The sequence below is a fragment of the Microbacterium xylanilyticum genome, from assembly GCF_054654695.1.
This window is the reverse complement of record NZ_BAAIEN010000002.1, coordinates 816210-830889: the sequence shown is the minus strand read 5'-3', so window position 1 is coordinate 830889 and position 14680 is coordinate 816210. Positions and strand designations below refer to the sequence as shown.

The window sequence follows — 14680 nt, the reverse complement described above, 5'->3', positions numbered from 1 at the left end:
ACGAAGGGGGCGGGTGCCGCAGCACCCGCCCCCTTCGTCGTCCCGATCAGACCAGGCCGTCGATGACCGCGTTGAGCGTGGCGGAAGGGCGCATGACCTTGGCCACCAGCGCCCCGTCGGGACGGTAGTAGCCGCCGATCTCCGCGGGCTTGCCCTGCACGGCGAGCAGCTCCGAGACGATGCGCTCCTCGTCCGCCGCGAGCGCCGCGGCCACCGGCGCGAAGGCGGCGGCGAGCTCGGCGTCCTCCGTCTGCTTCGCCAGCTCCTGCGCCCAGTACAGGGCGAGGTAGAAGTGGCTGCCGCGGTTGTCGATCGTGCCCAGGGCACGGCCCGGCGAGCGGTCGTTCTCGAGGAACGTGCCGGTCGCGGCGTCGAGCGTCTTCGCGAGGATCGCCGCCTTGGCGTTGCCGGTGCGGTCGGCGAAGTGCTCGAACGACGCGGCGAGGGCGAAGAACTCGCCCAGCGAGTCCCAGCGCAGGTAGTTCTCCTCGACGAGCTGCTGCACGTGCTTGGGGGCGGATCCGCCCGCGCCCGTCTCGAACAGCCCGCCGCCGGCGAGGAGCGGGACGATGCTCAGCATCTTCGCGCTGGTGCCGACCTCGAGGATCGGGAACAGGTCGGTGAGATAGTCGCGCAGCACGTTGCCCGTGACGGAGATGGTGTCCTCGCCCTTACGCATCCGGGCGAGCGAGTAGCGCGTCGCCTCCTCAGGGGTGAGGATCTCGATCGTGAGGCCCGTGGTGTCGTACTCCTTGAGGTACTCGGTCACCTTGGCGATGAGGGCGGCGTCGTGCGAACGCGCCGGGTTCAGCCAGAACACGGCGGGAGCACCGGTGGCACGGGCGCGGCTCACGGCGAGCTTGACCCAGTCCCGCACCGGGACGTCCTTCGTCTGCGTGGCACGCCAGATGTCGCCCTTGTGCACCTGGTGCTCGAGCACGACCTCGCCGGACGACGTCACGACCTGGACGGCGCCGTCCGCCGCGATCTCGAACGTCTTGTCGTGGCTGCCGTACTCCTCGGCGGCCTGCGCCATGAGCCCGACGTTGGGGACGGTGCCGATCGTCGCCGGATCCAGCGGGCCGTTCGCGATCACGTCTTCGATGGTCGCCTGGTACACGCCGGCGTACGACGAGTCCGGGATGACTGCGAGAGTGTCGTCCTCGCCGCCGTCCTTGCCCCAGAGCTTGCCGCCGTTGCGGATCAGGGCGGGCATCGACGCGTCGACGATGACGTCGCTGGGCACGTGCAGGTTGGTGATCCCCTTGTCGGAGTTCACGTAGCTCAGGCGCGGTCCGTTCGCCATCGCACGGCTGAAGGCCTCCGCGATCTCCTCGCCGCCCTCGAGGCCGGAGAGACCCGCCAGGATGGATCCGAGTCCGTCGTTCGCGGTGAGGCCCGCGGCGGCGAGCTGCTCGCCGTACTGGTCGAAGACGTCCTTGAAGTAGGCGCGCACGACGTGACCGAAGATGATCGGGTCGGAGACCTTCATCATGGTCGCCTTGAGGTGAACGGAGTACAGCACGTCCTCCGCCTTCGCCTCGGCGAGCGTCTCGGCGAGGAAGGCGTCGAGGGCGGCGGCGTTCAGGAACGTCGCGTCGACGATCTCGCCCGGGAGCACCTTGAGGTTCTCCTTGAGCACGGTGACCTGGCCGTCGGCCGACACGTGCTGGATGGTCAGCACGTCGTCTCCGGGCGACACCCAGCTCTTCTCGTTCGCCTTGAAGTCGTCGTGACCGAGGGTGGCGACGTGCGTCTTGGATCCCTCGCCGAACGCCTTGTTGCGGTGCGGGTGCTTCTTCGCGTAGTTCTTCACGGCGAGAGGGGCGCGACGGTCGCTGTTGCCCTCGCGCAGCACGGGGTTGACCGCGGAGCCCTTGATGCGGTCGTAGCGGGCCCGGATGTCCTTCTCCTCGACCGTGGTCGCGTCGTCCGGGTAGTCGGGGACGTCGAAGCCCTTCTGCTGCAGCTCGGCGATGGCCGCCTTCAGCTGCGGGATGGACGCCGAGATGTTCGGCAGCTTGATGATGTTGGCCTCGGGCGTGGTCGCGAGACCGCCCAGCTCGGCGAGCGCATCGCCCACGGCCTGACCGGCGCTCAGGCGTTCCGGGAAAGCTGCCAGGATGCGACCGGCGAGCGAGATGTCGCGGGTCTCGATGTCGACGCCCGCCTGGTGGGCGAACGCCTGGACGATCGGCAGCAGCGAGGCTGTCGCCAGTGCCGGCGCCTCGTCCGTGTAGGTGTAGATGATGGCGTCGTCGGTCACCGGGGTCTCCGTTTCACGCAGGAAGGGTTTCAAGACAGCGGCCCGCGCAGAGGATCACGCGGGGAAACGCACACGATTTGTCTCGAGACCAAGATACCTGCCGCGGCTCGCGCGCGTGGATCCTGCGGATCCGGGAACACCGCAGGTGAACTTCTCCCCACGTTTCGACGAGGCCCCGCACGCGGGCCGTCCGTGGTTTAGCCTTGGTCCATGACGGAACTGCGACTGGTTGAACTGTCCGCGGCGACGATCGTCGCCGTCAACAACCTCTCCCTCAAGCCCGGGCAGGAGCAGTACCTCGCGCCGGTGTCCTACGGGATCGCGGCGACCGTCATGAACCCGCAGACCAGCTGGCAGCGCGTCGTGCTGGACGGCGACGAGGTCGTCGGCTTCGTCAGCGCCAACTTCGACCACGACGCCCTCGAGGAGCATTTCCGCTCCGTGCTGTGGCGCATCAACGTCGACGCGGACGATCAGGGACGCGGCATCGGCCGCTTCGCCGTCGAGAGCCTGGTCGAGGAGGCGCGCAAGCGCGACTTCGAGCACGTGAACGTGATCTACGAGGCCGGCGACGAGGGGCCCGAGGCCTTCTTCCAGCGCGTGGGCTTCACTCCGGTGGGCGAGACGGAATACGGCGAAGTGATCGCGGAGATCCGTTTCTGACACCTGCTGAGGCGGGTTGCACAGTACGCTGAGATCGGCGGCGGGGTTTCGAATCCCCTCCCCCATCGAAGCCCCGTCGTCATCAGTCTGTTCGCGCATCACCCGGTGTCGCCCACACGTCGGCACACCGCCGGAACCGACTGCCGACGGTCCTCGGCCGCCCGCTCACGCCCCGTCTCTCGCGGCCTCCCTCCTCCCTTCATCCTCCTCCCCTCCGGATGGAGGATGCCCGCCACTTCTCAGGACGATTCCTCCGTTTCCGTCCTGCAGAGTTGCGGGCGTCCTGCGAAGCAGCTCGGGACATCGTCCTCCACATGTTGCGGGGCGGACGAGATCTCCCCGGATCCTTGTACGCGACTCCGCGCCGCGCACACGCCTGCGCATCATGGGCGCATGCATCTGGAGCAGTGGCTCGCCGCGCGAGGCGGCATCGGACATCGTGAAGACGCGGCGGCCGCGGGGTTCTCGCCGGCGCACGTGCGCGCGGCCATCCGCGAAGGCGCCGTGCGAAGGATCAGGTCCCGGTGGATCGCGACCTCGTGGGCTCCGGAAGATCTGGCGCGCGCTGCCGACACCGGCGGCAGCATCACGTGCGTGTCGCTGGCACGCCGCCGCGACTGGTGGGTTCCGCCCGAAGCCGACGACCGGCTCCATGTGCATCTGCCCCGACACGCATCCGTGCGCGGCGAGGGGCTGCTCGTGCATTGGGCGAAGCCGCTGGGTCCCGTGCGCTCGCGCGTCCTCGAAGCGAGCGTCGAGGACGCACTCGCCCATGCGGCGCAGTGCTTCGAACTCGACCAGGCCGCGGCCATCTGGGAGTCGGCGATCCGCAAGGAATCCATCGCACTGGAGTCGCTGCGGCAGGTGGCCTGGCGCAGCTCATCGGCCCGGCTGGTCGCTGACCACGTGCGCGGCGGAACCGGATCCTCTCTCGAGACGATCTTCCACGTCCGGCTGAGCAGCTGGGGCATTCGGCTGCGATTCCAGGTGCGACTCGCCGGCCATGATGTCGACTTCCTCATCGGCACGCATCTGGTGGTTCAAGTCGACGGCTGGGCCTACCACTCATCGTCTGCGGACCGGTCCCGCGACATCGCGCACGACGCCGAGCTCCGGATGCGCGGTTACACGGTCCTGCGCTTCTCCTACGCGCAGATCATGCACGACTGGGCCGGCGTCGAGCGCATCCTGGTCGCGGCCATCGCGCGCGGAGCGCACCGCGCGCCGTCCTCGTGGTGACCGGGATCGCGAACCGCGCATCGCGCAGGACGACCGCGACTCTGGAGGACGTTCCATGGGATCACGTCCTCCAGAGTTCCGAGTGTCCTGCCGACGAGCAGCCGCCGGCCGCTGGCGTCCCTAGACCAGGGTCTGCTGCCAGGCCGCGTGGAGCTGCGCGAACTTGCCGGTGCCGGCGATGAGCGCGGCGGGGGCGTCGTCCTCGATGATGCGGCCGTGCTCCATCACCAGCACCCGGTCGGCGATCGCCACGGTCGACAGCCGGTGAGCGATGATGATCGCGGTGCGGTCGGCGAGGAGCGTCTGCAGCGCGTCCTGGATCAGCCGCTCCGACGGGATGTCCAGCGAGGCGGTCGCCTCGTCGAGGATCAGCACGGCGGGATCCGCGAGGAAGGCGCGCGCAAACGAGATCAGCTGCCGCTGCCCCGCCGAGACGCGCCCGCCCCGCTTGTTCACGTCGGTCTCGTATCCGTCGGGGAGCGACTCGATGAACGCGTCCGCGCCCACCGCACGCGCCGCCGCGCGGACCTCCTCCATCGTCGCGTCGGGCTTGCCGAGCGCGATGTTGTCGGCGACCGTGCCGCTGAACAGGTACGCCTCCTGCGTCACCATGACGATCGCGCGACGCAGGTCCTTCGGGTGCAGATCGCGCAGATCCACCCCGTCCAGCGTCACCGAACCGGCGGTGGGGTCGTAGAAGCGCGACACCAGCTTCGCGAGCGTCGACTTCCCGGCCCCCGTGGTCCCCACGAGCGCGATCGTCTGCCCCGCCGGGATGTCCAGGGAGAAGTCGGGCAGGATCACCCGGTCCGCCGCGTAGCCGAACTCGACGTCGTCGAAGCGGACGTGCCCCTTCGCCTCCCAGAGATCGACCGGTGCGACCGGGTCCGGAACCGTGGGCACCTCCTCCAGCACGCCGGACACCTTCTCCAGCGCCGCCGTGGCGGACTGGAACGAGTTCAGGAACATCGCGATCTCCTGCATCGGCGCGAAGAAGTTGCGCACGTACAGGACGGCGGCGAGCAGGATGCCGACCTGGATCTGCCCATCCGCCATGCGGACGCCGCCCCAGACCACGACCACGCCGAGGGTGAGCGCGGCGACCGCCATGAGCCCGGGCTCGAACGTGCCGAACAGCAGCATCGAGCGCCGGTTCACGTCGCGGTAGTCGCCGGCGACCTCCTGGAAGGAGACGTCGTTGCGGGGCTCCTTGCGGAACGCCTTGACGGCGCGGATCCCGGTCATGGTCTCGACGAACTGCACGATCACCTTCGCGCTGATCACCCGCGACTCGCGGTACACGAGCTGCGAGCGCTGGTAGAACCAGCGCATCAGGTACACCAGCGGGATCCCGGCGAGCACGAGCACCACGCCCGACTGCCAGTCCACGAGCACCAGCGCGATGAAGGTGAACACCCCGTACAGCAGGCCCGAGACGAGCTGGTTGAGCCCGCCGTCGAGGAGCTCGCGGATGGAGTCGAGATCGCTCGTCTGCCGGGAGATGATCCGCCCCGACGTGTAGCTCTCGTGGAACTCGAGGCTGAGCCGCTGCGTGTGCAGGAACATCCGCTTGCGCAGATCCAGCAGCACCGCCTGCGTGATGCGCGCGGTGAGCACGGCGTACCAGCCGATGAGCGCGGATCCCAGCGTGCCGACGACGAGGTAGACGATGCCGACGGCGACCGTCGGGATCCAGTCCGCGTGCTTCAGCACGGCGGGCAGGGCGGTGTTCAGGCCGTAGGCGACGAGCGCCGGGCCCGCGACCTGCGCGGCCGTCGAGATCACCAGCACCAGCGCGGTGAAGGTGATCTGCACCTTCAGCGGCGCGATCAGCGACCCGAACAGCCGCAGCGACCGGCGACGGATCGCCCTGCTCTCCTCGCGCGTGAGGTCGGAGCGGTCCTCGTCCTGTGTTCCGACGACGCTCATGCCTGCACCTCCTCTGCTTCGATGCTGTCCTCGTCCGTGCGGGATGGCGTCCCTTCGACAAGCTCAGAGACCGGCGCCGCGACGACCGGGATCGCCCCGGTGCGCGCCGCCTCCTCCGCCTCCAGGCTGGAGATCACGTGGCGGTAGTGCGCGCTCGTGCGCAGCAGCTCCGAGTGCGTGCCGACCGCCGTCACCTTGCCGTTCTGCAGCAGCGCCACACGATCGGCGAGCGCCACGGTCGAGGGCCGGTGCGCCACGATGAGCGCGGTCGTCTCGGCGAGCACGTGCCGCAGCGCCTCCTCGACGAGGGCCTCGGTGTCGACGTCGAGCGCCGACAGCGGGTCGTCCAGCACCAGCACCTTCGGCTTCGCTGCGACGGCGCGCGCCAGGGCGAGCCGCTGGCGCTGCCCGCCGGACAGGCTCAGCCCCTCCTCGCCGATCATCGTCTCGACGCCGTCCGGGAGCGTGTCCACGAATCCGGCCTGGGCGACGTCGAGCGCCTCGCGGAGCACCCGCTCGGCCTCGGGGCTGTGGATGTCGAGGTCTGCCCGGCCCAGCAGCACGTTCTCGCGCACGGTGGCCGAGAACAGCGTCGCGTCCTCGAACGCCATGGCGATGTGGGTGCGCAGCTCGGCCAGGCTGAGGTCGCGCACGTCGACGCCGTCGAGCGTCACGCGCCCGCCGGTCACGTCGTACAGGCGGGTGGGCAGCGTCGTGAGCGTGGTCTTGCCGGATCCGGTGACGCCGACGAGCGCCATGGTCTCGCCGGGGCGCAGGACCAGGTCGATCCCGTCGAGCAGGTCCCGCTCGTGCGGACGGGCGTCCTGGTAGCGGAACCGCGCGCCCTCGAATGCGAGCTCACCTCGGGGCTCGGCGATCGTGACGGGCTTCGCCGGATCCGTGATCGTGTTCTGCTCGTCGTAGATCTCGAACACGCGGTCGGTGGCCGTGCGCGCGTCCAACATGAAGGAGAACAGGAACCCGATCGACTCGATCGGCCAGCGCAGCACGGTCGCCATCGCGAAGTACGCGAACAGCTCGGGTGCCGTCAGAGCGCCCTGGGCGATCAGCCAGATCCCCGCGACAAGGTTCAGCGCGAACGCGATCTCCGGCATGAGGACGAGCCAGAACCAGATCCAGCCGACGGAGCGGGCCTTGCTGAGCTCGGTCTCGCGCAGGGACTCCGCCTGGCGCGCGAACTTCACGAGGGCGTGCTTGCCCCGGCCGAACGCCTTGAGCACGCGGATGCCGTGCACGCTCTCCTCGACGCTCGTCGCGAGGTCGCCGGCCTGGTCCTGGCTGCGGCGCGTGAGCACACCGTAGCGCTTCTCGAACAGGAAGCCGGAGATCCACAGCGGCACCGCGGTGAGCAGGAAGATCGTGCCGAGCAGCCAGTGCCAGCGGAACAGCAGCACCGCGCCGATGAGCATCGTCAGCAGGTTGACCACCAGCAGGACGAGCCCGAACGCCAGCCAGCGCCGGATCAGGCCGATGTCCTGCATCATGCGGCTGAGCAGCTGGCCCGACTGCCAGCGGTCGTGGAACGCGACCGGCAGCCGCTGCAGGTTCGAGTACAGCTGCGTGCGCATGCGGTACTCGACCTGAGTCGCCGGGTTCAGCACGAACTGCCGGCGCAGCCACACCATCAGCGCCTCGCCGAGGGCGAGCACGGTGACCGCGATCGCGCCCCAGATGATGGCGCCGATCTCGCCGGTCGCGATGGGCCCCTCGAGCACCACCTGCAGGAGCAGGGGGACGCAGAGGGCGATCACGGCCGCGGCGAGCGCGGAGACGCCGCCGCCGACGAGGCGCCAGGCGACCGGCTTGACGAACGGCGCGAGGCGCGCCAGCGCGCGGGGCGTGGACAAGGTGGAGGCTGAGGAGGACGAGGATTCTTCAGACATGGTTCTCAGCAGTGACGTATCGCCTCAAGGGACGGCAGGGGACGAGAAGGAGCGGATGCGAGGCATCCGTGCGATGAGCGGCCGGTGTCGTTTCGCAGCACCCGGGCCGGGGAGGAACCGGAGCGGTTCAGTCCTCGGCCGGAGCGAGGGGCGAACCGGCGACAGCGCTGATCGACGACGCAGTGGTGATCGTGGGCATGGTGTCCTCCTCGGTTCGACGGCCGCCGGGTCGGTTGACGCGACAGCCGTTCAGCCTACGTTTGTGAAGCGTCTGTACGCAAGCGTTTTCCCGAAATCGATCTCACGATCGTCGTGACACCTCCTCGGACTGCTGCGACCGGAGGATCCTCCGGCACTGACACCAGCACGGGACGGCGCCCGTGCATTCCCGGGCGGCGGGATCGGCACGCTCGCACCCGTCGAAGCCCGCTCCCCGACGGCGTCCCCGCGAACAGCGCGGCGTCATCGAGGGAGCGCGCTTCGCGTGATCGAGCGAACGGGCTTCGCGCGAAACGGGATCCCCTCATGCGGCGGTCGCGTGCGCGGCCTCCCGGTCGAGCAGACGGTGCTTCACGTCCTCGCCCCAGGCGAAGCCGCCGAGGGTGCCGTCGGTGCGGAGCACCCGGTGGCAGGGCACGAACAGCGCGGGCGCGTTGCGCGCGCAGATGGAGGCCGCAGGACGCACCGCCCCTGGCTTGCCGAGGGCGACGGCGAACTCGGTGTACGTGAGCGGCTCGCCCGGGGTGATCCGGCGCAGCGCCTCCCAGCCGGCGGTCTGCATGTCGGTGCCGAACTGGCGCACTTCGACCGTGTCGATCGCTGCGAGGTCGCCGGCGTAGTACGCGGCGACAGCGGCCGCCGCGGCAGTGCCGCCCTCCTCGACGTCCGTGGGACGGTTCTTCTCCGCGAGACGCTGCAGGATCGCGTCGTGATCGGCCGTCCAGCCGGAGGCGAGCACGCGGTCGTGCTCGTCGGCCAGGATCGTGAACGGGCCGTCGGGGGTGTCGATGGTCTGGATGATGGCGGTCATCTCAAGGGTCCTTCCGTGGTCGTGATGTCGGCACGTCATTCGCCGCACCCGGAGCGGCGCCGAGCGCGGTCGCACGAGCGCGCCGGGTCCTCCCCGGCCGCGCCGGCGCCGCGCGCCACAGATGCGCGGTGAGGTAGCTGCGCCACGGCGCCGTGCGCGTCACCCAGGCCGTGAGCGGTCCCGCCTCCGACGGGAGGCCGGCCGCACCGGCGCCCGCACGCGCTGCCATGTCGCCGGGCAGGAACACGTCGGGGTCGCTCAGCACGCGCATGCGCACGTAGTCGGCGGTCCACGGCCCGATTCCCGGCATGGCGAGCAGCGCCGCCCGCTGGGCCGCGCCGTCGTCGCCGGCGGTCAGCCGCAGCGAGCCGTCGGCGAGCGCCGCCGCGGCGCCCGTGACGGCCCTGATCCGGGCCGCCGGGCCGCGCAGCACCTCGTGCCCGCGCTCGGCGATCGCCGCCATGGTCGGGAAGAGGATCCCCTCTCCGGTCCCCTCGGAGCCGGATCCGACCCGCTCCCCCAGCTCCTGGGCGAGCTGCGTCAGCGCGGTGCGTGCGGCGGCCACCGTGATCTGCTGGCCGATCATCGCGCGGATCAGCATCTCGTGCGGATCCGCGGCGCCCGGCACGCGGATCCCGGGCACGGCGGCGACCAGCGGCGCCAGCGGCTCGTGCGCGGCGAGCGCGGCGTCCACGGCCTCGGGATCCGCGTCGAGGTCGAACAGCCGGCGGGCACGGGTGACGAGCGGGGCCAGGTCGCCGAGCTGGGTCAGCCGGGCGCGCAGGTGCAGGCGGTCTGCGTCGTCCAGGCTCAGCGCGAACCAGGCCGGCCCGCCGCCCAGGCGCAGGTGCCGGGCGAAGCTGCGCTCGCCGGCCTCCTCCACGCCGGGCAGCGCCCTGGCGCGCATCCAGGCGAACAGGCCCGCCGCGTCGAAGGGCTTCCGGTACGGCAGCAGCAGATCGATCTCACCGGGGACAACGGCCGCCGTGGCGCCCGCCTCGCGAGCATGCCGTCGTGCGCGCAGCTCCCCCGGGGCGAGGCCGAACACCTCGCGCACCGTGTCGTTGAACTGGCGCACGCTCGCGAAGCCCGCGGAGAACGCGACGTCGGCGACCGGCAGGTCGGTGCCGACCAGCAGCATGCGGGCGGTGTGCGCACGGTGCGCGCGGGCCAGCGCCAGCGGTCCCGCGCCCAGCTCCGCGGCCAGCAGCCGGGTGAGGTGCCGTGTCGAGTAGCCCAGGCGGGTGGCGAGACCCGGCACGCCCTCGCGCTCGACCACGCCGTCGGCGATGAGGCGCATGGCCCTCGCCGCGACGTCGCCGCGCAGGTTCCACTCCGGCGAGCCCGGCGCGGCCTCGGGCAGGCACCGCTTGCACGCGCGGTACCCCGCCTCATGCGCTGCCGCGCTCGTCGGGAAGAACGTGACGTTCTCCGGCTTCGGGGTGCGGGCGGGGCAGCTCGGGCGGCAGTAGATGCCGGTCGAGCGGACCGCCGTCACGAACTGCCCGTCGAAGCGGGTGTCACGCGCGTCGATCGCGCGGTACCGCTCTTCGAAGGTCATCCCGGGGAAGCTCATGCCTCCACTCTGGCACGTCCGATTCCCGCAGGCTCGCGGAAATCGGACACGACAGTGCCCGGCTTCTGACCCCGCACCGCCGGCATGCGGGATCCCCCACCCCTTGCGCGCCCTTGCGCGCCGAAACCCCCACAGCGCGCCGAAACCCCCACAGCGCGCCGAAACCCCCACAGCGCGCCGAGACCCCCACAGCGCGCCGAAACCCCCACAGCGCGCCGAAACCCCCACGCAGCGACGTCTCCCCGTGGGGGTTTCGGCGCTGCGTGGGGGTCTCGCGCAAAGGAGCCGGGCCGGGATCGGGCCGGGGATCCGGGAGGATCCGGCACGGGCGGCCGGGCGGCCGGGCCGGGGATCCAGACCGGGATCGGTCAGTGGAAGAAGTGGCGCTCTCCGGTGAAGAACATCGTCACGCCGGCCTTGCGCGCGGCATCCACGACCTCCTCGTCGCGCACGGATCCACCGGGCTGCACGATCGCCGTGACGCCGGCGTCGATGAGTACCTGGGCGCCGTCGGCGAACGGGAAGAACGCGTCGGAGGCGGCGACGGATCCGGCCGCACGGTCTCCCGCGCGCTCGACAGCGAGACGGCAGGAGTCGACGCGGTTGACCTGGCCCATGCCGACGCCGACCGTGGCGTTCGCCTTGGAGAGCACGATCGCGTTCGACTTCACGGCGCGGCACGCCTTCCACGCGAAGATGAGGTTCTCCATCTCCTGGTCGTCGGGGCGCTCGCCCGAGACGAGCTCCCAGTTCTTCGCAACGGAGACGATGTCGTCCGGGAAGCGGTCCGCGTCCTGCAGCAGCAGGCCGCCGGACACGAGGCGCACGTCCATGCGCTCCTGCTGCCAGTCGTCGGGCAGCTGCAGCAGGCGGAGGTTCTTCTTCGCCTTGAACACCTCGAGCGCGGCGGGCTCGAACGCCGGCGCCACGATGACCTCGGTGAAGATGTCCTTCAGGTTCTCCGCCATCTTCAGGGTCACGGTCCCGTTCGCGGCGATGACACCGCCGTAGGCCGAGACGGGGTCGCACTCGTGTGCGCGCAGGTGAGCGCTCGCGATGGGATCCAGGGCGTTCGGCGCCGTCGTGGCGATGCCGCACGGGTTGGCGTGCTTGATGATCGCGACCGCCGGATGCACCATGTCGTACGCCGCGCGCAGGGCCGCGTCGGCGTCGACGTAGTTGTTGTACGACATCTCCTTGCCCTGCAGCTGCGTCGCCTGGGCGATGCCGTGTCCGCCCGCGCGCGTGTAGATCGCACCGCGCTGATGCGCGTTCTCGCCGTATCGCAGTGTGGCCAGGCGCTCGGCCTGGATCGTGAGGTGGGCGGGCAGGTCGCCCTCATCGATCAGCGTGCCCTCCGCGAACCAGGACGCGACGGCCGCGTCGTAGGCAGCGGTGTGCGCGAAGGCCCGCGCGGCGAGCTCCCGGCGCTGCGCCAGCGTGGTGCCGCCGGCCGCGACCGCGTCGACGATCGCGGGGTAGGACTCCGGGGACACGACGATGGCGACGTTCGCGTGGTTCTTCGCCGCCGCGCGCACCATGGCCGGCCCGCCGATGTCGATCTGCTCGACCACGTCGTCGCCGACCGCGCCGGAGGCCACGGTCTCGACGAACGGGTACAGGTTCACCACGACGAGCTCGAACGGCTCGATGCCGAGGTGCTCGAGCTGGCCCTCGTGATCCTCCAGACGCAGGTCGGCGAGCAGACCACCGTGGATGGCCGGGTGCAGCGTCTTGACGCGTCCGTCGAGCATCTCGGCGACGCCCGTGACGGCGGCCACGTCGGTGACGTCGATGCCCGCGTCGCGGATGGTCTGCGCGGTGGATCCGGTCGACACGATCTCGACGCCGTTGTCGGCGAGCGCCTGGGCGAGCGGCACGAGGCCCGTCTTGTCGCTCACCGAGACGAGCGCGCGGCGGATGCGCACCGCATCGCGGGGACGGTAGAGGGACGGGTCGTGGGCGGGACCGGCCATCGGGGGTTCCTTCCGGGTAGGCGTCAGTTCGGGGAGGGACGGGCGCCGAGGTCGAGCTCACCCTCGGCAATGCGGCGGACGACGTCGATGAGCAGTCGTCGCTCGACGGGCTTGATGCGCTCGTGCAGGGAGGTCTCGGTGTCGCCCTCGATGACCGGCACGCGCTCCTGGGCGAGGATCGGCCCGCTGTCGACGCCGTCGTCGACCACGATCACGCTCGCCCCGGTCTCCGTCACGCCCGCGGCGAGTGCGTCGCGCACGCCGTGTGCTCCGGGGAACTCGGGCAGGTAGGCGGGATGGGTGTTGATGATGTTCGGAGACCATGCGGCCACCACGTCGTGCGGCAGCAGGCGCATGAGACCGGACAGCACGATGAGATCGGGATTCCAGACCTTCAGCTGGGCGTCGAGCTCGGCGCCCCACGCCTCACGGCTGGCGAAGCGCTCCCAGGGCACGACGAAGGAGGGGATCCCGAAGGCCTCGGCATGAGCGAGACCGTCGGCTTCGCGGTCGGCTCCGATCACGATGATCCGGGCGGGGAATCCGGGGTCGTCAGCCGCGTCGAGGAGGGCACGAAGATTCGAGCCGGTGCCCGAGATGAGTACGGCGACCGTCAGCACCACAACAGTCTAGCCGGGCGGGCGCTGCCGCCCGTCCGCCGTGACACCGCCCCGCTCAGACGCCCGTGGCACGGAGCGCGTCCTCGTCATCCTCGGCCGGCCAGGCGTCTCCTGTCGCTGCGCGACGCCGCGGCGCGAGCAGCAGGATCGCGGCACCGACGAGCACCTCGAGCCCGAGTGCGAGCGCGACGGGACCCGGCTCGGGGCCGGCGACCGCGAGCCGCCCGGGTCCGAGGGATCCGCGGGACAGCGCGGCGAGCAGCGCGCCCGCACCGCCGGCGAGGATGGCGATCCCTGCCGCGATCGCGACCCGGGCGCCGAACGCCGCCTCCGCCCCGGCGGACACCTGGCGGGAGCGGATCAGCCACCCGGCGAAGCCGCCCGCGGCGATCGGCACGAGCACCACGATGAGCCACCACGGCGACGAGCTGTCCGGCACGAGTCCCAGCAGGGGCACCCCGGGCACGACGCCGAGCACGGTACCCGCAGGCGACACGGCGGTGCCCGCGCCGATCGCGAAGCCGGGGCCGGCGATCCAGGCCACGGCCCACGCCACGAGCGTCGGCAGGTAGGCGAGCTGCGCCAGCCCGATCACGACGACCCCGAGCCCGTCGGCGCGCAGCGCTTCGAACAGCGCCACCGTCTGACCGCCGCGCACCAGCGCGGCGATGGCGACGGCGAGTCCCGCCGCGCCCACGACGGCCGTGGTCGCCGCGGCGGCGCCCCGCACCACGTCGCCGGGCACCTGCGCCCAGTCCGGAAAGCGGTCCAGCGCGTCCTGCGCCCGGTCGACGAGCCCGCCGTCGCCCTCGGCCCATGCGGTGGCCACGGCGCCGGCCAGCGCGCCGCACAGGAACACGAGCGGCGGGAACAGCATCGCCATCCACAGCGGCGTCCGCAGACCCCCGAGGCCGCCGGTCAGGGCGGCGAGGGCGGAGATCGCCGCGAAGACGACGGTGCCGCTGATCACGCCGGCCGGCCAGGATCCGGCCAGCGCGGCACGGCGCCCCGAACGGGCCGCGAAGATCGCGGTGAAGCCGAGCAGCAGCAGCGGGGTGACCGACAGCGCGAAGCGTGCCGCGGACGGATCCAGCCCCGTGGCACGCACCAGGGCGTCGGGCAGGGCGACAGCGAGCGGCACTCCGTGCCCGAACTGCCACAGCGTCGCGGTCGCCGGCCACAGTGCCCCCCAGTCGGCCCGCGGCCCGAACGCGATCGCCCAGATCACGGTCAGCGGTGCGAGCAGGACGGCGAGGCCGATCGCGGCCGCCACGACGGCGTCGACCGCGGCCAGGAGCACGATGAGGAGGCGTTGCATGACGGCTTCGAGCCTACGTGCTCCGCCTCGGGCTCCCCTGCGGGCGCGCGGACGGGCCCCCGGCGCAGCACCCCGCTCGTGCGTGCGGTCCCCGCTCGCGGCGGCGCACGGACGTGTGACGGCCGGACGGCGTCCACGACGCGATACGGTTTTCGACGG

General features: G+C 71.3%; 10 protein-coding genes. 2 read left to right on the top strand and 8 right to left on the bottom strand.

Annotation, left to right across the window (positions count from 1 at the left end; all coding sequences use genetic code 11):
• Positions 1-46: 46 nt before the first annotated feature.
• Positions 47-2266: an NADP-dependent isocitrate dehydrogenase gene (locus tag ACYQ1L_RS04530; protein ID WP_460003055.1), complete on the bottom strand. Its 2220-nt coding sequence runs from the start codon at positions 2264-2266 to the stop codon at positions 47-49.
• A 210-nt stretch (positions 2267-2476) separates the two neighbouring features.
• Here ACYQ1L_RS04530 and ACYQ1L_RS04525 point away from each other — a divergent pair, with 210 nt between their 5' ends.
• Complete coding sequence (locus tag ACYQ1L_RS04525) at positions 2477-2929, top strand: GNAT family N-acetyltransferase (RefSeq protein WP_460003054.1); 453 nt, start codon at positions 2477-2479, stop codon at positions 2927-2929.
• 393 nt (positions 2930-3322) lie between these two features.
• Positions 3323-4168, top strand: a complete 846-nt coding sequence (locus tag ACYQ1L_RS04520) for an endonuclease domain-containing protein (RefSeq protein WP_460003053.1) — start codon at positions 3323-3325, stop codon at positions 4166-4168.
• A 120-nt stretch (positions 4169-4288) separates the two neighbouring features.
• On the opposite strand, the gene ACYQ1L_RS04515 is transcribed toward ACYQ1L_RS04520, so the two are convergent.
• The 7 genes from ACYQ1L_RS04515 to ACYQ1L_RS04485 form a co-directional block, all read right to left on the bottom strand.
• The gene (locus ACYQ1L_RS04515) at positions 4289-6097 is read right to left on the bottom strand and encodes an ABC transporter ATP-binding protein (RefSeq protein WP_460003052.1); all 1809 of its coding nucleotides are present in this window, start codon (positions 6095-6097) and stop codon (positions 4289-4291) included.
• Positions 6094-8001, bottom strand: a complete 1908-nt coding sequence (locus ACYQ1L_RS04510; RefSeq protein WP_460003051.1) for an ABC transporter ATP-binding protein — start codon at positions 7999-8001, stop codon at positions 6094-6096. The genes ACYQ1L_RS04515 and ACYQ1L_RS04510 overlap by 4 nt, the downstream gene beginning before the upstream one ends.
• Before the next feature lie 523 nt (positions 8002-8524).
• A complete protein-coding gene (locus tag ACYQ1L_RS04505) occupies positions 8525-9031 on the bottom strand; it encodes a methylated-DNA--[protein]-cysteine S-methyltransferase (RefSeq protein WP_460003050.1) in 507 nt (168 codons plus the stop codon).
• Between the two features lies 1 nt (position 9032).
• Positions 9033-10607, bottom strand: coding sequence for an AlkA N-terminal domain-containing protein (locus ACYQ1L_RS04500; RefSeq protein WP_460003049.1), 1575 nt, complete (start codon positions 10605-10607; stop codon positions 9033-9035).
• A 368-nt stretch (positions 10608-10975) separates the two neighbouring features.
• Positions 10976-12583, bottom strand: a complete 1608-nt coding sequence (gene purH / locus ACYQ1L_RS04495; protein WP_460003048.1) for a bifunctional phosphoribosylaminoimidazolecarboxamide formyltransferase/IMP cyclohydrolase — start codon at positions 12581-12583, stop codon at positions 10976-10978.
• Between the two features lie 23 nt (positions 12584-12606).
• Positions 12607-13203, bottom strand: a complete 597-nt coding sequence (gene purN / locus ACYQ1L_RS04490) for a phosphoribosylglycinamide formyltransferase (protein ID WP_460003047.1) — start codon at positions 13201-13203, stop codon at positions 12607-12609.
• Positions 13204-13258: 55 nt separating this feature from the next.
• Entirely contained in the window at positions 13259-14521 is a 1263-nt protein-coding gene (locus ACYQ1L_RS04485; RefSeq protein WP_460003046.1) for a cell division protein PerM, read from the bottom strand.
• Between the last annotated feature and the right edge of the window lie 159 nt (positions 14522-14680).

What these genes read in the sequence shown, in the direction of transcription:
- ACYQ1L_RS04525 (WP_460003054.1), top strand. Translation starts at nt 2,477, where the DNA reads ATGACGGAACTGCGACTGGTTGAACTGTCCGCGGCGACGATCGTCGCC.
- ACYQ1L_RS04520 (WP_460003053.1), top strand. Translation starts at nt 3,323, where the DNA reads ATGCATCTGGAGCAGTGGCTCGCCGCGCGAGGCGGCATCGGACATCGT.
- ACYQ1L_RS04515 (WP_460003052.1), bottom strand. Translation starts at nt 6,097, where the DNA reads ATGAGCGTCGTCGGAACACAGGACGAGGACCGCTCCGACCTCACGCGC.
- ACYQ1L_RS04510 (WP_460003051.1), bottom strand. Translation starts at nt 8,001, where the DNA reads ATGTCTGAAGAATCCTCGTCCTCCTCAGCCTCCACCTTGTCCACGCCC.
- ACYQ1L_RS04505 (WP_460003050.1), bottom strand. Translation starts at nt 9,031, where the DNA reads ATGACCGCCATCATCCAGACCATCGACACCCCCGACGGCCCGTTCACG.
- ACYQ1L_RS04500 (WP_460003049.1), bottom strand. Translation starts at nt 10,607, where the DNA reads ATGAGCTTCCCCGGGATGACCTTCGAAGAGCGGTACCGCGCGATCGAC.
- purH (WP_460003048.1), bottom strand. Translation starts at nt 12,583, where the DNA reads ATGGCCGGTCCCGCCCACGACCCGTCCCTCTACCGTCCCCGCGATGCG.
- ACYQ1L_RS04485 (WP_460003046.1), bottom strand. Translation starts at nt 14,521, where the DNA reads ATGCAACGCCTCCTCATCGTGCTCCTGGCCGCGGTCGACGCCGTCGTG.